Below are 25033 nucleotides of genomic sequence, written 5' to 3' on the forward strand. Positions count from 1 at the left end.
CGACGCTCTACGCGGCGAGCCGCGGCTCCTGCCAGACCGGCAGCTCCATCCGCACGATCAGCCCGTGCGGCGTGCGGTCGTGCAGCGACAGCGTTCCGCCATGGGCGATCGCGATCGCGTGCGCGATCGACAGGCCGAGGCCGAAGCCGGTGGACTCGTCCATCGTGCGCGCATCGTCGCCGCGCGCGAACGGCTCCAGCATCTCCTGCTTGCGTGCATCCGAAATGCCGGGGCCGTCGTCCTCGACGTCGATGACGAGCCTGGTGCCGGATATGTCGAGGCGGATCGTGACCTCGGCGCCGTAGCGCACGGCGTTCTCGACGAGGTTGGTGACGCCGCGATGCAGGTCGTCGGGACGCGCCGCCGCGGTGGCCGAAGCGGGGCCGTCATAGTGCACGACATGGCCCATGTCGCCGAACTGATCGGCAATGAGCTGGAGCGTGCTGGCGATGTCGACCAGCGTCACCGCCTCGATGTTGCGGTCGTTGCGCAGGAGCGACAGCACGGATTCCAGCATCGAGCGCATCTGGTCGAGATCGATCAGCATGCGCTTGCGGTTGACCTCGTCCTCGATGAACTCGGCGCGCAGGCGCAGCCGCGTGATCGGCGTGCGCAGATCGTGGCTGATCGCCGCCAGCATCCTGGTGCGATCCGACATCAGCCGCGCGATCCGCTCATGCATGCGGTTGAGCGCGCGCGCCACCGAGCGGATCTCCTCCGGGCCGCGCTCGGGCAGCGGATCGGCTTCGCCGTCCAGGCTGAAATTCTCGGCGGCTTCGGCGAAGGACGACAGCGGCGCGGCCAGCGCGCGCGCCGCCCACAGGCCGAGCACGGTGACGCAGATGAAGGTGGTCATCAGCGCCGTCAGCCACGGTGCACCCCAGAACCACGGCCGCGAGCCGCCATCGACACGGCCGGCGATCACGCTGCCGTCGGGCAATTCGACGCCGACGCGGTGCGCGGTGTCGTCGGCGGCGAGCTGCACCACCTTGTAGCCGCGTCCGAGGTGACGGCGCATCCCGCGCAGGTGCTGGCTGTCGCTCGTCGCGACAATGGCCGCCGTGCCGGGCGCGTGCATCTCGATGCCGAGCTTGGGAAAGGCGCGCGCGAGGTCGGCGACGAGGCGCGGCCGCTCGCCGGCCTCGGCCGAGCCGAGCAGCAGCGCGGCATCGGTCAATTGATGGGCGCCGTCCGGCGGCGTGTCCGGGCGGTCCGGCCGGCTGATCAGGAAGGCGGCGGTGACGACGAGATGGAGCGCGATGGTGGAAGCCAGCACCAGGGCTGCGATCTGCCCGCCGATACCCTTGAGGTGGAAGAACCCGAACGGCTTCATCGTCGGCGCCCCCTCAGTTGCCCAGGGGGGCCGCGACCACTCCGGTGCTTGCTGCTTCAGTTCTCGCTGCTTCAGTTCTTGGCGTGAACAGATAGCCGCCGGAGCGCACCGTCTTGATGATGGTCGGATCGTGCGGATTGGGCTCGATCTTGCGGCGGATGCGGCTGACCAGCACGTCGATGGAGCGTTCGAACGAGCCGGTGTTGCGGCCCTGCGTGAGGTCGAGCAGGCTGTCCCGCGACAGCACGCGGCCCGGCCGTTCGCAGAACGTCCTGAGCAGATCGAACTCGGCGCTGGTCACTGCGACGCGCGCGCCCTCCGGGTTGCGCAGCTCGCGCAGGCGCAGGTCGATGCGCCAGCCCTCGAAGGCGAGCGTGCTCGCGCCTTCGATCGAGCTCGCCGCCTGGGCTGCGGCCTGGCGGCGCAGCACCGCGTTGATGCGGGCGAGCAGCTCGCGCGGGTTAAAGGGTTTTGCCAGATAGTCGTCCGCGCCCATCTCGAGGCCGACGATGCGGTCGACGTCCTCGCCGCGCGCGGTCAGCATGATGATCGGCGTCTGCGCCTCCGAGCGCACCTTGCGGCAGAGGCTCAGGCCGTCCTCGCCCGGCAGCATGACGTCGAGGATGATGAGGTCCACGCGATGATCGGCCATGGCGCGCGACATCTCGCGGCCATCGCTCACGGCGGTGACGTTGCAGGCGTTGTTGCGCAGGTACTTCGCAATCAACGTCCGCGTTTCGCGATCGTCCTCGACGACCAGGATGTTGGGATTGGGAATGGCCATGCGCTTTGTTTGTCCAAGATTCGGGCCAAAAGGCGAAGATTTTTGTTTCGGATTGTTTCTGCAGGCCCCGTCGCAATGCCGGGACACACCCGGGCACTGGCGCGGCAAGGTCTCGTTAAGGCCGTTAACCATACCGTGGCGCGGCTATCCAATAAACCCCGCAAGATCCACGGAGCCATCATGACCTCGATTTCGGCGGCCTCCGCCGGTACCTACCAGTCGCCGCTCCAGCGGCTGCAGCAGGAATTGCAATCGGAAGTTTCCGCCGGCACGATCTCGTCCTCGGACCAGTCCGCGCTCTCGACCGCGCTGACCGACATCGACACGGCGCTCCAGCAGAGCCGCTCGAGCGACCAGTCGAGCGGCACGCGTCCCTCCAGGGACGACATGAAGTCGAAGATCGACGACCTCATCTCCAACGAGGTGTCGAACGGGACGCTGACCTCGGACCAGGCCGAGGAGCTCAAGGGCGTGTTTCAGTCCGCCTTCGCGAGCGGTCCCGGTGGTGCGGGCGGAGCCGGTGGCGCAGGCGGACCGCCGCCCGGCCCGCCGCCGGACGACGGTTCTTCGGATCCGTCGTCGACGGACTCCACCAGCAGCACGTCGAGCTATTCGACGACGGCGGAGATTCTCCAGCAATTCCTCCAGGCGCTTCAGCAGTCGCAATCGTCGGCGTCGTCGTATGGTGCCAACGGCAACTCGTCCAGCAACTCGGATTTCTCCGCACTCCTGATCGACTACAAGAGCTGACCTGAGCGACGCAGGTCGGCGCGTTCCCCGCCGCGCTCGTGCTTCACCCAGCGCGCATGATCGTCGGCGGGGAACTGTGCATTGGAACGTTCCTGCGTGAGTTAAGGAACTTTCACTGCAACGCAGCGCCACCGCTGTGCGACGAAATCGCCGCAGCTTAGGAACTGCGCGTGATCGGCGCTGTTCTCTCCATACGAGTTTTTGCTGAAGGAGAGGACAACAATGCTGATGAAATCAATCGCCGCCGGCCTTGCCGGCACCGCGCTGCTCGCGACTGCTGTGTTTGCGCAATCGCCGACCGCTACCACCGACAAGGCGCCGACCGCGGCCACCACCACGACGACCACGTCGGCCTCGGGTGAATGGCGCACGTCGAAGATGCCGGGCCTCAAGATCTACAACGACGCCAACGAGAACATCGGCTCGATCAACGATCTGCTGATGGACAAGAGCGGCGCCATCAAGATCGCCGTGATCGGCGTCGGCGGCTTCCTCGGCATGGGCGAGCATCTGGTTGCCGTGCCCTATGACAAGCTGAAGTTCGTCAATGAGGCCGTCGCCTATACCGGCGCGGCCGGCACAAATCCGAACGCCAAGCCGGCGACGACCACGACCACGGGTGCCGCGACCGGCACCGACAAGACCGCGACGACCGTGACGGCTTCGTCGAAGTGGTATCCGGACCACGCCGTGTTCAACGCGAGCAAGGACGAGCTGAAGAACATGCCCGAGTTCAAGTACTCGGAGTAATGCGGTTCGCGTGACGATTTGAACGACGCGCGCCCGGTTTTGGCCGGGCGCGCTGTCATGCTCTTCTTTTCACCTCTCCCCGCTTGCGGGGAGAGGTTACCTCGCATCGAAGATGCGAAGTGGGTGAGGGGGACTCTCCGCCAGTCTAACTGTCACCGTCGTTGTGGAGACTCCCTCACCCTAACCCTCTCCCCGCAAGCGGGGAGAGGGAGAGCACTTTTAGTGCGTCACCAGCGGGCAGCCGCCCTTGTCGAGCGGACGGAACGCCTCGTCGCCGGGCACGGTGGCGATCAGCTTGTAGAGATCCCACTCACCCTTGGACTCCTCGGGCTTCTTGACCTCGAACAGATACATGTCGTGGACCATGCGGCCGTCGATGCGGATCTTTCCGTTCTTTGCAAAGAAGTCGTTGACCGGCGTTGAGCGCATCTGCTCCATCACCTTCGGCGCCTCGTCGGTCTTGATGGCCTCGATCGCCTTCAGATAGTGCATGGTCGCCGAATAGAGGCCGGCCTGGATCATGGTCGGCATGTGCCCGACCTTCTCGTTGAAGCGTTTCGAGAAGGCGCGCGTCTCCTCGTTCATGTCCCAGTAGAACGCGTCGGTGACGATCAGGCCCTGCGTCGCCTTGATGCCGAGCGAATGCGTGTCGGTGATCTCCTGCAGGAGCGCGATCATCTTCTGGCCGCCCTGAGTGAGGCCGAACTCGGCGGCCTGCTTCAGCGCATTGGTGGTGTCGCCGCCGGCATTGGCCAGCGCGACCACCTTGGCCTTGGAGGCCTGGGCCTGGAGCAGGAAGGAGGAGAAGTCCGACGAGTTGAGCGGATGGCGGACTTCGCCGAGCACCTTGCCGCCGCTCTCCTTGACCACGTTGGCGGCATCGCGCTGCAGCGCCATGCCGAAGGCGTAGTCGGCGGTGACGAAGTACCAGGTGTCCTCGCCGCGCTTCACCATCGCCTTGCCGGCGACGTTCGACAGCGCATAGGTGTCGTAGGTCCAGTGCACCGTGTTGGGCGAGCAGGCGACGCCGGTGATATCGGAGGAGCCGCCGCCGGAATTGATGTTGATCTTGTTCCTTTCCCGCGTCAGCGCCGAGATCGGCAGGGCGACCGATGAGGTCGGCACGTCGAAGATCGCGTCGACCTTGTCGTTGTCGTACCAGTTGCGGGCGATGTTGACGCCGACATCGGGCTTGTTCTGGTGATCGGCGGCAACCACCTGGACCGGCTTGCCCGCGACCTTGGCGCCGTAATCGGCGACCGCCATCTCGACGGCGGCGAGCGAGCCCTTGCCGGTCGCGTCCGCATAGAGGTTCGACATGTCCGTGAGCACGCCGATCTTGACGACATCGTCGGAAATCTGCGCCCGCGCCGTGCCGCATGTAGCGGCGAGCGCGAGACCGACTGCTGTGGCGGCGATGAGTTTTTGCATGTTGTTTTCTCCCTGTGTGTTGTTGTTTGGGGCGTTGTTGCGGGGACTGTTCTAGCGACAAACGGTCGCGGCAGCTAAGCCAAAGATGCGTGAGGGGGATGAGAAATATGGAGGGGGTCTGTCGTCATTCCGGGGCGCGCCCTCTGGGGCGCGAGCTTTGATGCGCAGTTGCGCATCAGAGAATCCATTCATCCACCGTCGCTGCGGCCCGCTGTCATTCCGGGCTCGCGCTGCGCGCGCCCCGGAATGACAGCGGGGGCCCTTCAGGTGCTGCTGCCCTTGAGCCGTTCGTTGCGTCGGCGCAAGCCTTCCAGGGTGGCGAGGAGGATGACCGATAACGTGGTCAGAATCACCGCCGCTGCCGTGATGGTCGGGCTGATGTTCTCGCGGATGCCGCTGAACATCTCGCGCGGCAGGGTGCGCTGCTCCGGACCCGCCATGAACAGCACGATCACCACCTCATCGAAGCTGGTCGCGAAGGCGAACAGCGCACCTGAGGCGAGGCCCGGCAGGATCAGCGGCAGGATCACGCGGCGGAACGCATCAAGCGGCGAGGCGCCGAGCGAGGCGGCGGCGCGCGCCAGATTGGTGTCGAAGCTTTGCAGCGTCGCGCCGACCGTGATCACCACAAAGGGCGTTGCCAGCGCGGTGTGGGCCAGGATCAAGCCGAGGTAACTGCCGGTCAGCCCGATCGGCGCGAAGAAGAAATACAGGCCGACCGCGGTGATGACGCCGGGCACGACGACCGGCGACAGCACGAACGCGAGCACGAGCGGCTTGAGCCGGCTCTTCCATTGCGCCAGCCCGAGCGCGGCCAGCGTACCAAGCACCATCGACAGAAGAGTCGAGGCGACGCCGATGATCATGCTGTTCTTCAGCGAATTCATCCAGCGCGGCGAATTGATGAAATCGTCGTACCAGCGCAAGGAGAGGCCCGGCAGTGGATAGGTGAGGTACGAGCCCGAGCTGAACGACAGCGGCATGATCGCCAGGATTGGCGCGATCAGGAAGATGAACACCAGCGTGGAGATGATGATGGTCGCGGTCCACGCGATGCGCTGGCTGGGCGTGCGGAGGGTGGAATTGTCGCTCAATTCTTCATTCCTCCCGTGACCTGCTGGCCCTGCACCAGCTTGCCGTAGACGAGAGCGAGCAGGACAGTGGCGAGCAGCAGCACCGCACCCAGCGCCGAAGCAAGGCCCCAATTGGCCGTCTCGGTCGTGTAGAGCGCAATGAAGTAGCTGATCATCTGGTCGGCGGCGCCCCCGACGAGTGCCGGTGTGATGTAGTAGCCGAGCGCCAGGATGAAGACGAGCAGGCTTCCCGCGCCGATGCCGGGCAGCGTCTGGGGCAGGTAGATCCGCAGGAAGGCGGTGAGTGGTGGCGCACCGAGCGAGGCGGCGGCGCGCATGTAAGCAGGCGAGATCGCCTTCATGCTGCTGTACAGCGGCAGGATCATGAAGGGCAGGAGAACGTGGGTCATGGCCACGCAGACGCCGAAGCGATTGTAGATCAGGCGCAACGGCTGGTCGATGATGCCAAGCCACTGCAGGCTGTCGTTCACGACGCCCTTGCTCTGCAACAGCACGATCCAGGCACAGGTGCGGACCAGAAGCGATGTCCAGAACGGCAGCAGGACGAAGATCATCAGCAGGTTCGACCGGCCCGGCGGCAGCGTCGCCAGCAGGTACGCGACCGGGAAGCCGAGGATCAGGCAGAGTGCCGTGACGCTGAGGCTGATGAGGAAGGTGCGGGCGAACACGTCGCGGTAGATGGCCTGATCCGGCGGAGCTGCGACGATCGCGTCGTCCGCGTTCCGCGTCAGGTCGAGCGCCGCCAGAAGGTAGAAGCCGGTCGTTGGGCCGCTGGCGTCCTTGATCGTTGTCCAGGTGGCGCGTTCGCGCCAGGCCGGATTGATCTTGGCTAATGTCTCCTTGGCGGCGCCGGGCTCCGGCGCCGCCTTCAGATTGCGTGCCGTGCTGGTCAGGATAGTGCGGAAGCCGTTCAGCGCGTAGTTGAGGCGCTTGGCCGCGACGGCCATGGTGCCGGACGCGCGCGCCGCCTGGATGTCGCTTGCCAGCGCTGCAAAGGCCTTTTCGTCCGGCAGGTCCTTGCCGTCCCAGTCGGCGAGAGCAGCTATGGTCTGCGGCAGAACCTGGCGCACCTCCCGGTCATCGACGGCGCGCCACAGCATGCCGGCGATCGGGCCTGCGAAGGTGAAGAGCAGGAAGACGAGAAGCGGCGCTACCAGCGCCAATGCCTTGACCTGGCGTGTCCGCTCCGCACGCCTCAATCGGCGCTTGAGCGGCACCTCGGTCGACGCATCGGCGCCGGTCAAAAGCGCATTCGTCATTGGTCGAGCCTTGCGGGGCGCGCTATTTCGCGGCCCATTTGTTGAAGCGCTCGGTCAAGCGGTCGATGTTCTCGAGCCAGAAGGCAACGTTGATCTCGACCGCGTTCTTGATGTTGTCAGGCGCTGTCGGCAGGTCCTTCAGAACGGCGGGCGCGAGCAGAGCGGCTGCGTCCTTGTTCGAGGTGCCATAGGCAATGTTCTCCGACAGTTTTGACTGGTTCTCCGCCTTGCCTGCAAAGTCCAGGAATTTGTAGGCCGCGTCCTTGTTCGGGCTACCCTTCAGGATGACCCAGCTGTCGAGGGTGAAGAGCGCGCCGTCCCACACCATGCCGAAATTCTTCTTCTCGTTCTTGTTCGCGGTGTCGATGCGGCCATTGTAGACCGAGGTCATCGCCACCTCGCCGGAGGCGAGCAGTTGCGGCGGCTGCGCGCCGGCCTTCCACCAGACGATGTCGCCCTTGATGGTGTCCAGCTTCTTGAACGCGCGCTCGACGCCTTCGTCGGTCGCCAGCACCTTGTAGACGTCCTTCGGCGCGACGCCGTCGGCCATGAGGGCGATCTCCAGCGTGGTCTTCGGGCCCTGACGCAAGGCGCGCTTGCCCGGAATCTTCTTGGTGTCGAAGAAGTCGGCCCAGCCATTGGGGGCCTGCTTCAGCTTGTCCTTGTCGTAGCCGAGAACGAAATCGTAGAGGATGGCGCCGACGCCGCAAGCGTTGACCGATGGCGGGATATAGGCGGCCTCGCCGCCGATCCTGGAATAGTCAAGCTTCTCGAACAGGCCTTCCTCGCAGCCGACCGCGAGTTCGTCGCTCTCCACCTGCACGACGTCCCAGGTGGCGGCACCACCCTGCACCTTGGCGCGCAGCACGCCGACACCGCCGTCCCAGGACTCGTCGTTCATCGGAGCCCCGGCCGCCTTCTTGAACGGCTCGAAATAGACCTTCTTCTGCGCATCCTGATACGCGCCGCCCCACGACACGACGGTGAGGTCACGCGCCTGTGCGACCGTGGCCAGCGCAGCGCTGGCGCTGAATGCCGCGACGAAACCCAGAGCAATCCTGCCAGTTTTGCGCTTCAGCATGGTCCTTGTTCCTTCTTCATGTGCGTTACGTTGACGTTGATCGTTGCAGGTTCGGATCAAACGGGATCGAGGGCGAGGCAATCTTCGGGCCGGAAGGTGATGAACACGCTTTCGCCAGGAATGAGACTGTGATGCGCCCCCGGCTGAAGCTTGACCATGAACTCCCCGTTGCCGGCGACATCGAGCACGGCCAGCGCGTGGTCGCCGAGATAGATGGTGTTCTGCACCCTGGCCGGCAGCCGGTTCGGTCCTTCGCTGGAGGTGCCGTCCGGGACAATGGCGACGCGCTCCGGCCGCACCGACAGGGAGGTCGATGCGCCCGCGCCTGATACATTGACCGCCCGTGCGGTGACGGCGCCGCCACCCGCCAGCGCGACCCGGCAATAGTCCTTGTCGACCGTCTCGACGGTGCCGGCCAGCACATTGTTTTCGCCGATGAAGTGAGCGACGAAGCTGTTCACCGGATGCTCATACAGCGCGTCGGGCCTGTCGATCTGCTGCACGATGCCGTCGTTGAACACGGCAATGCGGTCCGACATGGTAAGCGCTTCACTCTGATCGTGGGTGACGTAGACGACGGTGATGCCCATCGTCTCGTGCAGTTGCTTGATCTCCAGCTGCATCTGCTCCCGCAGGCGCTTGTCGAGGGCGCCAAGGGGCTCGTCCATCAGCACGAGTTGCGGATTGAAAACCAGCGCGCGGGCCAGCGCCACGCGCTGCTGCTGACCGCCGGACAGCTGCCCGGGCCGCCGGTGCGCCATGGTTTCCATCTTGATCATGCGGAGCGCCGCCCTGACGCGCTCCTGCGCTTCCGCCTTGTTGATTTTGCGGACGGAGAGCGGGAAGGCGATATTCTCCGCGATCGTCAGGTGCGGAAACAAGGCATAGTTCTGGAACACCATGCCGATGTCGCGCTTGTGCGGCGGCATGTTCTTGATCGGCCGGTCTGCGAGATAGATCTCGCCATGGGTCGGAACCTCGAAGCCAGCCAGCATCATCAGCGTGGTCGTCTTGCCCGAGCCCGACGGGCCGAGCAGGGTGATGAACTCGCCCTTCCTGATGTCGAGGTCGAGGTTCTTCACCACGAGGTGCTCGCCATCATAGGTCTTCTGTATGCCGGAAAATCGCACCAGTGCCGGCGCAAGCGTGACCATGCCGGCTTCCATGTTGTCCTCGCGTCATCGGCTACAGTGCTGTCAGGACCTCGTTCGAGGTTGCGAAGAACAGCTTAGCATCCTCCGATGAGAATGCTAGCGGCGCAAGCGACGAAGACACGCGCGGGCTTGGTGAGTGAAGACGCGCTACATCCCCGACAGCTTCGTCACGTACACGTTGAGCGAGCCGCCGGCTTCCGCGACCACGCGCAGCGTCTTGGAATCGAAGGCGATGTCGGCGAGCGTCAGGCTGTCGATCTTCGCGTCGACCTTGAGGCCGTCCTCGCTCTTCTGGTAGTCGGCGATCGCGGCCGCGATCTTCTCGCGGGCGTTGGCGGCGATCGGCTTCAGATCGAGTGTCGCCTTCAGCACCAGCGCCTGCTGCATCTGCGGCACCACCGCGCGCGCCGCCGCGCCGAGCAGCCCGAAGGCGGCCTCGGATTCCACCGCGAGCTGGATGTCGGCGAGCCGCAGCGTCTGCTGGGCCTGGTCGAGCATCGGCCGGCCCCAGATATGCACGGTCGCCTCGGCGCCGAGGCCGAGCCAGCTCTTCTTCTCCTTGGCGCGCACCAGAAGCGAGATCAGCAGCCGGTCGCCGGACGGAACCACGTTGACGCTCTTCACGGTGACGTCGACCGGGCCCGAGCCGTCCTCGGGATAGGTGTGGCCGACCATCTGCGCCGCAATGAGCTTGTTGATCTCGGTGAAGGGCACGTCGATCGGCACGCCGATGCTCACGCCGGTGCCGGTCGGCGGCACGATCGAGATCTTGTCGGGGAACGGGCAGTCCGGCTTGGACGGCGCCGAGGTCACGCGCGTCTCCAGCTCGAGGCCAAGCAGCAGCGTCACGTTCTGTGCGTCGACGCGCGGCTGTGCCGCGATTGCGCGGGTCGGCTTCATCTCGAGCCAGAGCGGCGGCAGCGCGGCCGACGAGCCCGAGCCTTGCAGCGGGATCGTACGGCAGGCCCTGGCCCATTGCAGCTTGGCATTCTCCCGCAGCGACGGATCGTTGCGGATGCGCTCGGAGACGATGTTGATTTGCTCGCCGACGTTCTTGTCGATCAGCGGCTTGACCTGCACCGGCACGTTGACCTTGGCGCCGGAGACGTTGAGGTTGGTGTCGCCGAGATTGACCTGCGCCCCGAGATTGGGCTCGAGATGCCAGTTGGCCGCGAGCTTCGGACGCGAGGTGACGACCACGTTGCCCTTGATCTCGGCGCTGGCATTCAGATTCTTGATGTTGACCGCGCCGATCCGTTTCGCCGCGTCACCGCCGAGCACGCTGCCGAGCGCATCGCCCAGCGCGCCGGTGGCCTTCGCCGACAGCGAGCCCGTCACGTTCAGCTTGCCGCTGAGCGGCGTCGAGATGGTCAGCACGTCCTTGTCGCCGGCAGCCGCCATCGGTCCGCGCACGGCGGACCAACCGATGTCGGCGTTCTCCAGGATCTGCGAGATCGGATTGTCGGCCTTGCCGGCGAAATTGCGCGGCGCGGCCTTCTCGGCCTGCTCGCGGATCGCCGAGATCGCGATGGCGACCGGCGCGACCACGATCGAGCTCTTCGAGGCCGGCGGCAGCGGCGGCGGCTGTGCGACCGGGGGCGCGGAATTGGTCGCGCGCGGCGACAGCCAGTCCATCGCCTTCAGGCTGATGAAGAACGACGCCGCGAGCACCGCCACGGCAATCAGGATAGTCTTGAAATTCAACGCCAGACGCATCTCACCCCCAGGCCGCCCGCGAGGGATTCTACAGGGCGGGAGAGGAGGGCGCTAGAGCGCATCGATGGGGTGGAATTGGGGCGAATGTGTTAACGGCCGCGTGCGCGCCGTTGCCGCACATTCAGGCCGTCATCGCGGGGCTAGTACCCGGAATCAGAGCTGAGTGATACGGCGGCCTTTGAAACGGCGTTGACGGACCTTTTTCTTGGTCCAGACGAAGGGCTCGGCTCTGTCGTTGTATGCGTTGACGTAGGCATCGATGTGTTCCTGAAGCTGCTTGAGGCTCGTGAAGGAGGTGCCGCTGAGCGACTGCCCCTGCAAGATGGAAAACCATACTTCGACCTGATTGAGCCATGACGCACTTGTCGGCGTGAAATGAAATTGCACGTTGGGGTGGGCCTTGAGCCAGTCCTCGTTCTTTTTATGGGTGTTGAGGTTGTCGAGGATGACGTGAAGCTTGCGGTTCGGAAAAGCCGCGGTGACGCTGTTCATGAAATCGAGAAACTCGACGCGGCGCCGGCGTTTTGAATGGGTCGCGATGATCTTTCCGGTGGCGACTTCGAGCGCCGCAAACAATGTTGTGGTGCCATGCCGCTTGTAATCGTGGCTTTGGCCGGTCAAGGCGCGGCCATTGGGCAACTTCAGATAACCCTGCGCTCGCTCCAAAGCCTGGATCGAGGGCTTCTCGTCCACGCACAGCACAATGGCCTTCGCCGGCGGCGCGACATAGAGGCCGACAACATCGGCGGCTTTGGCCGTAAAGTTCGGGTCGTTGCTCTCGCACCAGGACTTGCGAGCCACCAGGTCAATCTTGTGGCTGCGCAGGAACCGCCAGACATATTGGACATCGACATCGCCCAGCGCCTCGGCCAGCAGGGGGCCGGTCCAGCGCGCAAACCCTTGCGGTGGCGGCTTATCCAGCAGCTTCAGAATCCGCTTGTCGGTCGTCTTCGTATAGATCGGCTGCTTGCCAGGCCGCGGCTTGTCTTGCAGCCCTTCAAGGCCATGGTCGGCATAGCGATGCCGCCAAAGGCTGACAATCCGCGGCTGGACCCCAACTTCCTTGGCGATCGACCGGGTGCTGCGCCCATCCGCCGCCAACAGAACTATCCGCGCCCGCTTCAAATCGCGCTGCAACGTCACCGGTGAGCGACAGCACGCCTCAAGCACCTTGCGATCTTTCCTCGAAAGGTGGACTTCTCTTGCTTCGGGTATCATCCCGACCTTGAATCACGACTCACGTTCCAAGAAAAGTGGGTACTAGCCGCGCCGCGGACGGCGGACCGCTCTCACATTGCCGCGATCTCCGCCACCGCAGTAGAAACGGTCACCGCCATCGGACTCCAGGCCCGAGACCATCGTGCCCGCCGGCAGGTCGAGCTGCTCCAGCACCTTGCCGCTCACCGGGTCGATCCGCCTGATGTCACTGTCATCGCCCTCCCAGGTGCCGTGCCAGAGCTCGCCGTCGACCCACGTCACCCCGGTCACAAAGCGCTTGCTCTCGATGGTGCGGAGCACCGCCCCGGTCTCCGGATCGATCTGATGGATCTTGCGCTCCCGATATTGACCGACCCACAGCGAACCCTCCGCCCAGGCGAGTCCGGAATCGCCACCGCCGCCGGGCGCCGGGATGGTGTTCACCACCTTGCCGTCGCGGCGTCGATCTTCTGGATACGGTCCTCGGCGATCTGGAACAGGTGCCGGCCGTCGAACGCCGTCCCGGCGTGCGCGGCGACATCGATCGAGCGTGTGAGCTTGCCGCTGGCCGGATCGACCGCGTTCAGCTTGTCGCCGGATGCGAACCAGACATGCGTGCCGTCATAGGTCACGCCGTGCACGGCCTCGACGCCCGGAAAGGGCCCGTACTCCCTGACGATCTCGGCGGCTGAACGTTTCATGTGCGTGATCCCTGTGAACTGATCCACCTTACGTCTTCAGCAGCGGCGTGGGGAGTAACAAGCCTGTCGGGAAGCCCGGGACGGGCGGGATCATCCAGCGGCGCGCCCGTCCGTGTCCGAACGACTGCACCTTGTTCGATCGCGCGAGCTCCTCGAGCGTGCGCTGCACGGTGCGCGCGCTCGTTCCCAGCGCCAGCGCGAGCGCCGAGCTCGACCACGGCTCGCCATCCGAGAGGAAGGCGAGGACGGCGGCGTGCTTCTCCTCGACGGGCCGGGCCAGCACGAGGACGTCGCGCGTCTTGCGCGGCGCCAGCACAAAACCCTGCTTTGTCGCGCTGATTTCGGCCAGCGGCTTGAGCTGGGTGCGGAGCCGCCCGATCTCGACGCGCAATCGCGCGCGATGCGATTCATCGGCGTGCTTCGCCCGGAACGCACCTGATATCAGCGTCTCTCGCGAGACATCCGCGGGCCAGGCCTGCGCCAGAAGACGGGCGAGCGCGAACAGCACCGGCCGCGTTCCGAGCGACACGGCAACGCCTTGCCTGCGCACCACATGATGGAAGGTGTCGACGACGAGCGCCGTCGAGGTCGCCAGTCTTTCGACCTCCCCGAGCAACAGCGGGTGTTCGCTGCCGCGCGCGATCAGGCGCGCGGCCGGCGTGTCGAGGATGCGGTTCGCGCTGTCGACCTCGGCCGAGAGTGCCGGGATTCCCGCCAGCCGCGCTGCCTTCGCCGCGCGGCTGAGTGCGGTGCGCGCGGTTTCCGTCCTGAGCCGTCGGATCGCGATGCCCGCGACCACCAGCTCGCGCGCCACCTGGGACGCAGGCGGGAGCGATGCGCTGCCGACCTCGGCCAGCGTGCGCTCGGCCTCGTCGATGCGCCCGAGGAGGAGGAGACGGCGCGCCTCGATGTGGCCGGCATGGGCGGCATTGGCGAGATCGCCATGCTTTTCGAGCGTCGCCCGCGCGGCCGCGAGCGTCTTCGCGGGCCAGCTCAGGTCGCGCGAGACGAGCGCGATCTCGGCTTCCGCCACGACGCATCTTGCGCGTGCCACCGCCTCTCTCGGACCGAAGGCACGCGCGGCGCTGCGCAGCAGCGTCTTCGCCTTTGCGAGATCGCCGAGCTGCGCCATCGCGATGCCGCGCAGCGCCAGCGACGGTGCATCGTTGCGCAAGGCGACACGATTCAGTGCGCCGAGCGGATCGCCGGCTTCGAGCGCACGCGCCGCGGCGGTGATCAGCGACTCCATTTCAATCCCGCCACACTTGTTACTCCCACCACGCAACCGCTTGGTGCCAGAAATCGTTGACGGCCGACAATGTGCGGTGAGGGGCGAGCGGTTCCACGTCTGTCATAGCGCGACGCGGAATGAGCGCCCAGGAGAGAGGTTTGGAGAGCCATGATGACATCAGCAGAAAAAGCAGGAAGTAACGGACAGGCCGCCATGCAAACACCGCCGGTGGTGTCGCCGCAGGACTGGGAGGCAGCCCGTCAGCAACTGCTCGTGAAGGAAAAGGCGCATACCCGCGCCCGCGACGCGCTGGCCGCCGAGCGCCGGCGCATGCCGTGGATGGTCGTGGACAAAACCTATGCGTTCGAGGGGCCCGGCGGCAAGGTCAGTTTGCTCGACCTGTTCCAGGGCCGGCGGCAGCTGATCGTCTACCGGGCCTTCTTCGAGCCGGGCGTGTTCGGCTGGCCGGATCATGCCTGCCGCGGCTGCTCGATGGTCGCCGACCAGGTCGCCCATGTATCGCACCTGAACGCCCGCGACACCACGCTGGTCTTCGCCTCGCGCGCGCCGCAGGCCGATATCGCCAGGCTGAAGAAGCGGATGGGCTGGACCATGCCGTGGGTCACCATCACCGACAGCTTCGATGCCGATTTCGGCGTGGACGAGTGGCACGGCACCAACGTGTTCTACCGCGACGGGACGCGCATCTTCCGCACCTATTTCGTCAAGAGCCGCGGCGACGAGCAGATGGGCGGCACCTGGAACTATCTCGACATCACGCCGCTCGGCCGGCAGGAGGTCTGGGAGGATTCACCCAAGGGCTATCCGCAGACGCCGACCTACAAATGGTGGAACTGGCACGACAGCTATGTCGAGGGCGCTGCGCCCGACAAGCGATGGGTCGAGGTCACGGACGCCGGCGAGAAGGCGTTTCGCGAGGAGGCCGCGGAAGGTCGTGACTACCCACTTTTCTTGGAACGTGAGTCGTGATTCAAGGTCGGGATGATACCCGAAGCAAGAGAAGTCCACCTTTCGAGGAAAGATCGCAAGGTGCTTGAGGCGTGCTGTCGCTCACCGGTGACGTTGCAGCGCGATTTGAAGCGGGCGCGGATAGTTCTGTTGGCGGCGGATGGGCGCAGCACCCGGTCGATCGCCAAGGAAGTTGGGGTCCAGCCGCGGATTGTCAGCCTTTGGCGGCATCGCTATGCCGACCATGGCCTTGAAGGGCTGCAAGACAAGCCGCGGCCTGGCAAGCAGCCGATCTATACGAAGACGACCGACAAGCGGATTCTGAAGCTGCTGGATAAGCCGCCACCGCAAGGGTTTGCGCGCTGGACCGGCCCCCTGCTGGCCGAGGCGCTGGGCGATGTCGATGTCCAATATGTCTGGCGGTTCCTGCGCAGCCACAAGATTGACCTGGTGGCTCGCAAGTCCTGGTGCGAGAGCAACGACCCGAACTTTACGGCCAAAGCCGCCGATGTTGTCGGCCTCTATGTCGCGCCGCCGGCGAAGGCCATTGTGCTGTGCGTGGACGAGAAGTCCTCGATCCAGGCTTTGGAGCGAGCGCAGGGTTATCTGAAGTTGCCCAATGGCCGCGCCTTGACCGGCCAAAGCCACGATTACAAGCGGCATGGCACCACAACATTGTTTGCGGCGCTCGAAGTCGCCACCGGAAAGATCATCGCGACCCATTCAAAACGCCGGCGCCGCGTCGAGTTTCTCGATTTCATGAACAGCGTCACCGCGGCTTTTCCGAACCGCAAGCTTCACGTCATCCTCGACAACCTCAACACCCACAAGAAGAACGAGGACTGGCTTAAGGCCCACCCCAACGTGCAATTTCATTTCACGCCGACAAGTGCGTCATGGCTCAATCAGGTCGAAGTATGGTTTTCCATCTTGCAGGGGCAGTCGCTCAGCGGCACCTCCTTCACGAGCCTCAAGCAGCTTCAGGAACACATCGATGCCTACGTCAACGCATACAACGACAGAGCCGAGCCCTTCGTCTGGACCAAGAAAAAGGTCCGTCAACGCCGTTTCAAAGGCCGCCGTATCACTCAGCTCTGATTCCGGGTACTAGTCCCGTCAGCGCAACTGCGCCCGCCAGCTGCGATGGCGTGACTGCCGCGCGCCGCCTCGCCAGATGGCTGGCCTTGGCGGCGACGCCGACCTTCGCGGTCATGGCCATGCTGACCGCCGCGCTCGGCGGCGGCCCGGCGGACATGCTGTGCGGCGCCGGGCAGGGCTCTCTGCTCGGCGGCATGGTGCCGATGTATCTCTTGATGAGCGCGTTTCATGCGGCGGCGTGGCTGAGGCTGATCGCGGAGTGGCGAGGGGCGGGCGGCGGGTGAGAGGCGGGTGAGAGGCTATCCCGTGCACGCCTCGGCCTTCGAGACGCCGCTGACGCGGCTCCTCAGGATGAGGATCAACTGGCATCCGTGCTTCAGCAAAGTGTCGCCGCACACTCAGCCCTCATCCTGAAGGCCCGCCGCAGGCGGGCGTCTCGAAGGATGATGTGATCCGCGCTTCGCCAATTCATGCAGCTCGGCAAAATCGCCGCGCATGAAGGCTTCCTTCTTGGCGCGGCTCCATTTCTTGAGTTTGCGTTCGCATTCGATCGCGTCCGTGACCCTGTCGAACCATTGCGAGAATACGAGCGTCACTGGCCTGCGTGACTTTGTATAGCCCGCGAACGCGCCGGTGTTGTGCTGCGCGATCCTGATTTCGAGTTCGGTTCGTGTTGTACCGATGTAGTAGCTGCCATCGGTGCATCTGAGAATGTAGAGCCACACGCCTTCAGTCATCGTGCACGCCTCGTCCTTCGAGACGACCGCTTCGCGGTCTCCTCAGGATGAGGCTAACTGGCATCTGCGGCTTGGTGCAAGAGATGAGTCGTGGTTGTTCGAGCTAACGGACGCCTCGGGAATGATTTGAAGCCACACACTCAGTCCTCATCCCGAGGGCCCGCCGAAGGTGAGAGCTGGCCCCGGTTGTTTGGACAGCGCCCCGCTGGATTTAAGTGGATTCCTGCCGGGTTATGCTGAACGCGGGGCTTTACGGTTTTGTCGTTGCGTCGGGAGGGCGTAGCCCGACCAGAGCGACGACAAAACCGTCGGCGACGGTCATGCGGCCATCACCATAGCTTGCGTGCCGAAGTAAGCCTCGTCGGGCGTGCGCCCGTCAAGGCTCGAGTGAGGGCGTCCCTGATTGTAGAAGGCCAGATACTTGGCAATTGACGCTCGCGCCTCGGACACGCTGTCGTAGGCGCGGAGATAAACTTCTTCGTATTTGACCGTGCGCCAGAGCCGCTCGACAAACACGTTGTCGCGCCAGGCGCCCTTGCCGTCCATGCTGATGGCGATCTTCGCGTCCAGCAGCACATCGGTGAACTCGAGGCTGGTGAACTGGCTGCCCTGATCCGTGTTGAAAATCTCGGGCCTGCCGTGCTTCGCCAACGCCTCCTGGACCGCTTCGACGCAGAAGGCCGCCTCCATTGTGATCGAGACGCGATGGGCCAGGACCCGTCGGCTGAACACATCGACGACCGCCGCGAGATAGACGAAGCCACGCCGCATCGGAATGTAGGTGATGTCCATTGCCCACGCATGGTCGGGCCGCTCGATCTTCAATCCGCGCAACAGGTACGGGTAGATCTTGTGACCCGGAGCCGGCTTGCTCGTGTTCGGGCGACGATAGACCGCCTCGATCCGCATGCGCTTCATCAGCGTCGCGATGTGGCGGCGACCGGCGTATACGCCCTCCCGCCGCAGCAACGATCGCAGCATACGCGCTCCCGCGAAGGGATAATCGAGATGCAGCTCATCGAGCCGACGCATCAAGGCAAGGTCCTCGGCCGAAACTGGCCGAGGTTCATAGTAGACCGTGCTGCGAGCCAGCTTCAGGACCTTCGCCTGGCGCACGATAGAAAGATCATGATCGCGGTCGATCATCGCTTTGCGCTCAGCAGGCCCGCCTTGGTGAGCGCGCCGGACAAAAAATCGTTTTCCAACGCCAGCTCGCCGATCTTGGCATGTAACGCCTTCAAATCGACCGGCGTCTCGGCCGATGTCTTGTCATGCCCAAACACGCCGGCGGCGCCTTCCAGGAGCTGGTTTTTCCAGATCGTGATCTGGTTCGGATGAACATCAAACAGCTGCGCCAGCTCCGCCAGTGTCTTGTCGCCTTTGACCGCAGCCAAAGCAACCTTCGCCTTGAATGCCGGAGAATGCGTCCGGCGGCTCTTCTTCGTCATCTTCGCTCCTGATTCGCAGCAAGAATCCTCGCCGCTGTCAGGCAGAAAATCCACTCAAGCTACTGTCCGAATTTGCGGGGCCAGCTCTGTGGGCGTCTCGAAGGATGCGCTGCGATTTCCGATGCGGGCCTCAACACGTGGCACCGGCGCCGCTATTGCGCGCCCGCCGCCTGCAGATACGCAAGCACCTTGGCCGCTTCTTCCGCGGAGACGCCGCCATAGGGCTGCATCTTGTTGCCGGAGACAACTTCATCCGGCTTGACCATGAAGCGGGTGAGCTTGTCCTGGTCCCAGACGAAGCCGGCTTCCTTCATCGACGGAGAGTAGTTGTAGTCGGGCAGCGAGCCTGCCTTCCGTCCCACAATCTTGCTGAGATTGGGGCCCAGGCGATTGTCGCCCTCCTTCACCGAGTGGCAGGTGCGGCAGGAATTGTTGAACGCCTGCTGAGCTGCCTCGTCGTTCGCCGGTTGCTGGGCGCGCGAAGAGGGCGCGGACAGGAGCAGCGTCAATGCCCCGGCGCGGGCGATCGGGCGCAGCCATCTGCTTGGCGATGTTTGCAGGCGGGATTGCATCTGCGCCTCCATCGGGGATCGCGCCGCAACAGGCGCGCATCGGGATGTCGAGGGCCAACGAAAACGGCCCCGGTGGGTTCCGGGGCCGTTTGCGTCACAATGTCCTGTCGCTTTAGCGGGTCGCGGCGCCGAGCTCTGCGCGTCGCTAGGTCATCGGCAACACGATCACCTTGGTGCCGACGCTGACGCGGGAGTAGAGGTCGGTGACGTCGTCGTTGGTCAGGCGGATGCAGCCTGAGGAGACGTGCTTGCCGATCGTGTCCGGCGCGTTGGTGCCGTGGATCCGGTAGATGGTGCCGCCGAGATACATGGCGCGGGCCCCTAACGGGTTGCCGGGGCCGCCGGCCATGTGGCGCGGCAGATAGGGCTGGCGGGCGATCATCTCCGGCGGCGGGGTCCAATCCGGCCACTCGGCCTTCTTGGTCACCGACTGGATGCCGGACCAGGTGAAGCCGTCGCGGCCGACGCCGATGCCGTAACGAACGGCCTGGCCGTTGCCCAGCACGTAGTAGAGATAGGTGTTGGGCGTATCGATGATGATGGTGCCCGGCGCTTCGCGCGTCGCGTAGGAGACGGTCTGGCGGCGGAAGCGGGCCGGCATCTCGACCGCGTCCTGGTCCTCGGAGGGCGCGCTCTGATAGGTCGGCGCCTGGTAGGGCTGATAGGGCTGGATCGGCTGCGGCGCGGCCATCGGGGGCAGCGGCTGGAAGAAGGGGAAGAGCTGCACCGGCGCGGCCTTGGCCGGACCTGCGAATGCGATTGCGGAGATCGCCACTGCGCTGAAAGCAACGGCGCGCGAGTACGTCTTGAACGTGTCCAGATTGAACATGTGGTCGCCCCTGTTTGCGCGGGTGTTCGTGGTCACCCCGGCACCGTTGCGGTGCTCTGTTGCCTGGATCACTAACGGAAAGAAGTTTCGGGACGTTTGCGCGGAAAACCGAAAACGGTTTCATCGCGGCAAGGATTGTTTCATGACAGTTTCGTGGCCGCGTGGGTCCGTTAACGAACAAAACACCGGGCCGACACTTCTGTGACGTCACACGCCTGAAATATCCGTGGTTGATGGTCCAAAGCCGAGAATCATCAAACTCTCGGGATTTCCCCATGCGGGTATTAATCGCGACTGACGCCTGGCATCCGCAGGTTAACGGGGTGGTCCGGACGCTCACCTCGCTGGCGGGCGCCGCCAAGGCCCTCGACGTCGAGATCGACTTCCTCACGCCGGAAGGCTTTCCGTCGTGGCCGCTGCCGACCTATCCGGGCCTGCGTATTGCGCTGCCGAGCGCTAAGGAGATCGCGCGGCGGATCGAGAAGGCCGCACCGGAAGCGCTGCACATCGCGACCGAAGGGCCGATCGGCTGGGCCGCGCGGGCCTATTGCCGCCGCAACCGGCTCGCCTTCACCACCTCCTACACCACGCGCTTTCCGGAATATGTCTCGGTGCGGACCGGCATCCCCGCGAGCGTCGGCTATGCCGTGCTGCGCCACTTCCACGATGCCGCCGCCATGACCATGGTGGCGACGCCCTCGCTGCGGCAGGAGCTGTCCGAGCGCGGCTTCAAGCGGCTCGGCTTCTGGACGCGCGGCGTCAACACCGAGCTGTTCCACCCGGACTCTCCGGCCAAGCTCGATCTGCCGCGCCCGATCTTCATGACCATGGGCCGGGTGGCGGTGGAGAAGAATCTCGAAGCGTTCCTCGCGCTCGATCTGCCCGGCACCAAGGTCGTCGTCGGCGACGGCCCGCAGAAGGCGGCGCTCGAAAAGAAATATCCGGGCGCGGTCTTCCTCGGTGAGAAGAAGGGAGCGGATCTCACGGCGCATCTCGCGGCTGCCGACGTCTTCGTGTTTCCGAGCCTGACCGACACGTTCGGCGTGGTGCAGTTGGAGGCGCTCGCCTGCGGCACGCCGGTTGCGGCGTTCCCGGTGACGGGCCCGAAGGACGTCATCGCCGATCACCCGATCGGCGCGATCGACCATGATCTGCGCACCGCGTGCCTGCGCGCGCTCACCATGTCGCGCGAGACCTGCCGCAACTTCGCGCTGGAGCGCTCCTGGGAGAACAGCGCGCGCCAGTTCGTCGGAAACCTCACCTCACTTCAGCCCAGCCGCGCCTTGCGCGCCTCGCCGGTGATGGCGCGGCGGCCGGTGCGCGGTTGATCCCACTTTTGAACCCCAGCGAGAACCTCACCGATGGCTAAGATCATGAACCTTGACGGCACCCAGCAGCTCGACCTCACCCGCGGCACGGTCGAGCAGGCCTACGATCGCTGGGCGCCCGTCTACGATCTCGTGTTCGGCGGCGTGTTCGCCAAGGGCCGGCAGGCCGCGATCGCAGCCACCAACAAGATCGGCGGCCGCGTGCTCGAGGTCGGCGTCGGCACCGGCATCTCGCTGCCGCTCTACGCCCCGAACCTGCGCATCTTCGGCACCGACATTTCGGAAGCGATGCTCGACAAGGCGCGCCAGCGCGTCGCCGAAGGCAAGCTGAAGAATGTCGAAGGCCTCGCGGTGATGGATGCCGAGAAGCTCGAATTCCCCGACAATTCCTTCGACGTCGTAATGGCGCAATATGTCGTCACCGCCGTGCCGAACCCGGAGAAGGCGCTGGACGAATTCGCCCGCGTGCTGCGTCCGGGCGGCGAGCTGATCATCCTGACCCGCGTCAGCGCCGATGCCGGCATGCGCCGCTTCATCGAGCAGAAGCTGCAGCCGGTGGTGCGTCCGCTCGGCTTCCGCACCGCCGAGTTCGCCTGGTCACGCTATGCCAAGTGGCTGGCCGGCGCCCCCGGCATCGAGCTCGCCGAGCGCCGGCTGATTCCGCCGCTCGGCCATTTCTCGCTGGTGCGCTTCCGCAAGGTCGACGTCGCCAAGGCTGCGTGACTGCTGCTCCTCATGGTGAGGAGGCGCGTGGCGCCGTCTCCCGGACGATGCTTCGCATCGCTCGGAGAACCTTCGAGACGCGCGTTCCGCGCTCCTCAGGATGAGGGGGGAGAGTAACACGTGCGTCATCGCGCCGCTGCACATCGTCACATGACAAAATGATGATGTCACGCGGCGTACATCGAATCCCTGTAATCCCGTACCCGAAAGCATTTTGGGGGAGAGCATGATCAAGAATTATCTCGAGCAGCTGCGGATCCAGCGCTGGGACGACCATCGCTACTATCACCACAGCCGCATCAATCAGAGCCTGCACTTCATCAGCGCACTGAGCTTCCTCTTCGCCTATGTCTGGCTGTTCGTCGATCCCGTGATCTCGGCGCTGGTCGGCTGGCTGGTCTCGATGACCTCGCGCCAGGCCGGTCACTTCTTCTTCGAGCCGCACACTTACGACCACATCAACCAGGCGACGCACGAGTACAAGGAAGAGATCAAGGTCGGCTACAACCTTCAGCGCAAGGTGGTGCTGATGGCGATCTGGGCGGCCTCGCCGCTGGTGTTGCTTGCCGATCCGACGCTGTTCGGCCTGTTCACGCCTTGGGCGAGCGCGACCGACTTCATGCGGCAGGTCGCCAAGATCTGGCTCGTGGTCGGCGGCGGCGGTCTTCTGTTCCGTACCGTGCACCTGTTCTTCATCCGCGACGTCGAGACCGGCCTTGTCTGGATGACCAAAATCCTGACCGACCCCTTCCACGATCTGATGCTCTATCGCAGCGCGCCGCTCGCCCTGATGCGCGGCGAGCTGATGGACCCCGGCCTGCACCTCAACCCCGAGCACACGCTGGGCCTGATCTCCGAGCCCACGCTCGAAGAGCAGCACGCCTGAGCGCGCTGCGTACACACAACACTCCGATGTCTGATGGTTGCGTCATGCCCGGGCTCGTCCCGGGCATCCACGTCTTGGGGGCCTTTTCGCCTCTCCCCGCGCGCGGGGAGAGGCCGACGCGCGTAGCGCGGCGGGTGAGGGGGGCTCTCCGCGGGGGCGTGGCTAGCCGATCGCTCGCCAACTCTCACCGCGCTCGCGGTGAGTCCCCCTCACCCCAACCCTCTCCCCGCAAGCGGGGAGAGGGGGAGGATAGGGCGGTGTTCGGGGCGCAGCGAAAAGCCTCAGCGCCCAAAACGCTTGGCCAGCATCTCTTTCAAAATCTGCCGCTTGATGTTCTTGTTGGTGAGCGCGCCGTCGTGCCACCAGAAGCCGTCGGCCTTCATCTTCCCGGCCGCACGGACGAAGCGTTCGGCGACCTCGGTGAAGTCGGCGTCGGTGTAGTTCAGGCTGAAGATCAGCCGGCCGGTGCCGACCCAGCTCAGCGCCAGGCCTTCGGCGCGCAAATAGTATTGCAGCATCCAGTTGTAGCGGGACGGCGTGGTGTATTTCACCGTCCAGATCGACGAGAAGTTTGCGAACCGCACCGGCAGGCCGGCGCTCTCCATCATCTGGTTGAGCTTTTCCGCGCGGCCGTTCCAGGTCGCGTCCAGCCCGTCGTAGATGGCGCGGAAGTTCGGGCTGGCGAGCCGGCTCAAAAACTCGTCCATCGCCGTCATGACGTAGGGATGCGAGTTGAAGGTGCCGCGCGCGAAGCAGATGTCGGCGGGACGATCGTCGCGGAAGCGGCGCATCAGCTCGCGTTTGCCGCAGACGACGCCGACCGGCAGGCCGCCGGCGAGGCTCTTGCCGTAGGTCACCATGTCGGCGCGCACGCCAAAGTATTCCTGGGCGCCGCCCGCGGCGAGGCGGAAGCCGACGAAGACCTCGTCGAAGATCAGCACGATGCCGCGCTCGGTGCAGACTTCGCGCAACTTCTTCAGCCATTCCGTGTAGGCCGCGCGATCGAAATTGCCGCCGCGGGAGCTGTCGACCAGCGAGGAATCGCCGGGCGCGTTGGCGTTCGGATGCAGGCCCTGGAGCGGATTGACCAGCACGCAGGCGATGTCCTTGCGCGTGCGCAGGACATGCAGCGTCTTCTCCGACATCTCGGCGAGGGTATAGGTCTCGTGCGCGGGAAGCGGATTGCCGACGCCGGGCTGCACATCGCCCCACCAGCCGTGATAAGCGCCGGCGAAGCGGACGAGATGCGTGCGCCTGGTGTGGTAGCGCGCCAGCCGCACCGCCTGCATCACGGCTTCGGTGCCGGACATATGGAAGGAGACCTCGTCGAGGCCGGAGATCTGGCACAGCCGCGCCACGTTCTCGAGGATGACGGGGTGGTAGGGGCCGAGCACGGGACCCAGCGCGTGCGCCCGCTTCTCGGAGCCCTCGATGCACTCCTTGTAGAAGTCGTTGCCGAAGATGTTGACGCCGTAGGACCCCGTGAGGTCGTAGGAGGTGTTGCCGTCGACATCGGTGACCGTGACGCCGCGCGAGGATTCCATGAAGGTCGAGGTGCCCAGGTGCTCGCGGACGAGGCGCGAGAACTGGAACGGCACGCGGTAGCTTTCGGTGAAGTTCAGGTCGGAGATCTTTTCCGCGGCTTCCTTCGTCATCGCGCGCCCCTTCGGATAGCGCTCGGCGTAGCGGCTTGCGAGGCGGAAGAAGCCGTCCTTGCGCTGGGCCGCGATGTTCGCCGGCGCGCCGTCGCAGGAGAAATAGTCGTTCTCTCCGAACTCGTAGAACGGGAGCAGCCGCGCCACCCGGCGCGACATCTTGGAGTGCCCGGCGAGCGAGCGGTGCTTGGCGCGGGAGAGTTCGATCCGCGCCTTGAGCTTCGGGAAGGCGGCGGCAGCGGACGCTGCGGCGGCCACGGACATCGAGAGAATCGGGAGTGTCGTTTCCATGACAACAAGCGCTAAT

23 protein-coding genes and 1 pseudogene are annotated in these 25033 nt (G+C 64.8%); 8 read left to right on the plus strand and 16 right to left on the minus strand.

The window, feature by feature from the left end:
• Positions 1–7 precede the first annotated feature (7 nt).
• Complete coding sequence (locus ACFLEY_RS10575; RefSeq protein WP_060908633.1) at positions 8–1333, minus strand: ATP-binding protein; 1326 nt, start codon at positions 1331–1333, stop codon at positions 8–10.
• Positions 1334–1346: 13 nt separating this feature from the next.
• Positions 1347–2117, minus strand: coding sequence for a response regulator (locus tag ACFLEY_RS10580; protein WP_060908632.1), 771 nt, complete (start codon positions 2115–2117; stop codon positions 1347–1349).
• 180 nt (positions 2118–2297) lie between these two features.
• On the opposite strand from ACFLEY_RS10580, the gene ACFLEY_RS10585 reads away from it, so the two are divergent.
• Positions 2298–2867, plus strand: coding sequence for a hypothetical protein (locus tag ACFLEY_RS10585; protein WP_060908631.1), 570 nt, complete (start codon positions 2298–2300; stop codon positions 2865–2867).
• A gap of 222 nt (positions 2868–3089) precedes the next feature.
• Positions 3090–3617 carry a PRC-barrel domain-containing protein gene (locus tag ACFLEY_RS10590; protein WP_028176286.1) on the plus strand — a complete coding sequence of 176 codons (528 nt, stop codon included), beginning with the start codon at positions 3090–3092 and terminating at the stop codon, positions 3615–3617.
• 219 nt (positions 3618–3836) lie between these two features.
• On the opposite strand, the gene ACFLEY_RS10595 is transcribed toward ACFLEY_RS10590, so the two are convergent.
• The 9 genes and pseudogenes from ACFLEY_RS10595 to ACFLEY_RS10635 all read right to left on the minus strand — a co-directional run bounded on the left by ACFLEY_RS10595 (position 3837) and on the right by ACFLEY_RS10635 (position 14499).
• Positions 3837–5048 (minus strand): ABC transporter substrate-binding protein, encoded by a 1212-nt coding sequence (locus ACFLEY_RS10595; protein WP_060908630.1) that lies wholly within the window; start codon positions 5046–5048, stop codon positions 3837–3839.
• 263 nt (positions 5049–5311) lie between these two features.
• Complete coding sequence (locus tag ACFLEY_RS10600) at positions 5312–6142, minus strand: ABC transporter permease (protein ID WP_060908629.1); 831 nt, start codon at positions 6140–6142, stop codon at positions 5312–5314.
• The gene (locus ACFLEY_RS10605; protein WP_211434281.1) at positions 6139–7401 is read right to left on the minus strand and encodes an ABC transporter permease; all 1263 of its coding nucleotides are present in this window, start codon (positions 7399–7401) and stop codon (positions 6139–6141) included. The genes ACFLEY_RS10600 and ACFLEY_RS10605 overlap by 4 nt, the downstream gene beginning before the upstream one ends.
• A 22-nt stretch (positions 7402–7423) precedes the next feature.
• Positions 7424–8482 carry an ABC transporter substrate-binding protein gene (locus ACFLEY_RS10610; RefSeq protein ID WP_028176283.1) on the minus strand — a complete coding sequence of 353 codons (1059 nt, stop codon included), beginning with the start codon at positions 8480–8482 and terminating at the stop codon, positions 7424–7426.
• Positions 8483–8538: 56 nt separating this feature from the next.
• A complete protein-coding gene (locus tag ACFLEY_RS10615) occupies positions 8539–9648 on the minus strand; it encodes an ABC transporter ATP-binding protein (RefSeq protein ID WP_060908627.1) in 1110 nt (369 codons plus the stop codon).
• A 135-nt stretch (positions 9649–9783) separates the two neighbouring features.
• Complete coding sequence (locus ACFLEY_RS10620; RefSeq protein ID WP_060908626.1) at positions 9784–11352, minus strand: DUF4403 family protein; 1569 nt, start codon at positions 11350–11352, stop codon at positions 9784–9786.
• A 153-nt stretch (positions 11353–11505) separates the two neighbouring features.
• On the minus strand, positions 11506–12570 hold the full coding sequence (locus ACFLEY_RS10625; RefSeq protein ID WP_026192128.1) for an IS630-like element ISRj1 family transposase: 1065 nt from the start codon (positions 12568–12570) through the stop codon (positions 11506–11508).
• Positions 12571–12612: 42 nt separating this feature from the next.
• Positions 12613–13250: pseudogene (locus ACFLEY_RS10630) on the minus strand (glutamine cyclotransferase).
• 28 nt (positions 13251–13278) lie between these two features.
• Positions 13279–14499: a hypothetical protein gene (locus ACFLEY_RS10635; protein ID WP_060908625.1), complete on the minus strand. Its 1221-nt coding sequence runs from the start codon at positions 14497–14499 to the stop codon at positions 13279–13281.
• Between the two features lie 150 nt (positions 14500–14649).
• Between ACFLEY_RS10635 and ACFLEY_RS10640 the strand changes: the two genes are divergently transcribed.
• The 3 genes from ACFLEY_RS10640 to ACFLEY_RS10650 are packed head-to-tail and all read left to right on the plus strand — an operon-like array spanning position 14650 to position 16832.
• On the plus strand, positions 14650–15471 hold the full coding sequence (locus ACFLEY_RS10640) for a DUF899 domain-containing protein (protein WP_396604629.1): 822 nt from the start codon (positions 14650–14652) through the stop codon (positions 15469–15471).
• Between the two features lie 12 nt (positions 15472–15483).
• Positions 15484–16548, plus strand: a complete 1065-nt coding sequence (locus ACFLEY_RS10645) for an IS630-like element ISRj1 family transposase (RefSeq protein ID WP_396604630.1) — start codon at positions 15484–15486, stop codon at positions 16546–16548.
• A complete protein-coding gene (locus tag ACFLEY_RS10650; protein ID WP_060912677.1) occupies positions 16548–16832 on the plus strand; it encodes a hypothetical protein in 285 nt (94 codons plus the stop codon). The genes ACFLEY_RS10645 and ACFLEY_RS10650 overlap by 1 nt, the downstream gene beginning before the upstream one ends.
• 114 nt (positions 16833–16946) lie before the next feature.
• On the opposite strand, the gene ACFLEY_RS10655 is transcribed toward ACFLEY_RS10650, so the two are convergent.
• The 4 genes from ACFLEY_RS10655 to ACFLEY_RS10670 form a co-directional block, all read right to left on the minus strand.
• Positions 16947–17285 (minus strand): GIY-YIG nuclease family protein, encoded by a 339-nt coding sequence (locus ACFLEY_RS10655; RefSeq protein WP_011089378.1) that lies wholly within the window; start codon positions 17283–17285, stop codon positions 16947–16949.
• Between the two features lie 318 nt (positions 17286–17603).
• Positions 17604–18733 (minus strand): IS3-like element ISRj2 family transposase gene (locus ACFLEY_RS10660; protein ID WP_085967151.1). Its coding sequence is split into 2 segments (ribosomal slippage): positions 17604–18481 and positions 18481–18733, totalling 1131 coding nucleotides; the frame shifts between segments, so codons are not numbered across the junction.
• Positions 18734–18885: 152 nt separating this feature from the next.
• Positions 18886–19305, minus strand: a complete 420-nt coding sequence (locus tag ACFLEY_RS10665; protein WP_060912676.1) for a cytochrome c family protein — start codon at positions 19303–19305, stop codon at positions 18886–18888.
• 145 nt (positions 19306–19450) lie between these two features.
• Positions 19451–20134: a L,D-transpeptidase gene (locus tag ACFLEY_RS10670; RefSeq protein WP_060912675.1), complete on the minus strand. Its 684-nt coding sequence runs from the start codon at positions 20132–20134 to the stop codon at positions 19451–19453.
• 275 nt (positions 20135–20409) lie between these two features.
• Here ACFLEY_RS10670 and ACFLEY_RS10675 point away from each other — a divergent pair, with 275 nt between their 5' ends.
• From ACFLEY_RS10675 to ACFLEY_RS10685, 3 genes are all read left to right on the plus strand, one after another.
• Positions 20410–21462, plus strand: coding sequence for a glycosyltransferase family 1 protein (locus ACFLEY_RS10675; protein ID WP_060908623.1), 1053 nt, complete (start codon positions 20410–20412; stop codon positions 21460–21462).
• A 33-nt stretch (positions 21463–21495) separates the two neighbouring features.
• Complete coding sequence (locus tag ACFLEY_RS10680; protein WP_011089374.1) at positions 21496–22185, plus strand: methyltransferase domain-containing protein; 690 nt, start codon at positions 21496–21498, stop codon at positions 22183–22185.
• A gap of 226 nt (positions 22186–22411) precedes the next feature.
• The gene (locus ACFLEY_RS10685; protein WP_060908622.1) at positions 22412–23071 is read left to right on the plus strand and encodes a hypothetical protein; all 660 of its coding nucleotides are present in this window, start codon (positions 22412–22414) and stop codon (positions 23069–23071) included.
• Between the two features lie 281 nt (positions 23072–23352).
• On the opposite strand, the gene ACFLEY_RS10690 is transcribed toward ACFLEY_RS10685, so the two are convergent.
• A complete protein-coding gene (locus tag ACFLEY_RS10690) occupies positions 23353–25017 on the minus strand; it encodes an aminotransferase class III-fold pyridoxal phosphate-dependent enzyme (protein WP_396604631.1) in 1665 nt (554 codons plus the stop codon).
• Positions 25018–25033: the final 16 nt, after the last annotated feature.

It is taken from the genome of Bradyrhizobium sp. YCK136 (assembly GCF_044570075.1).
Taxonomy (GTDB): Bacteria; Pseudomonadota; Alphaproteobacteria; order Rhizobiales; family Xanthobacteraceae; genus Bradyrhizobium; species Bradyrhizobium diazoefficiens.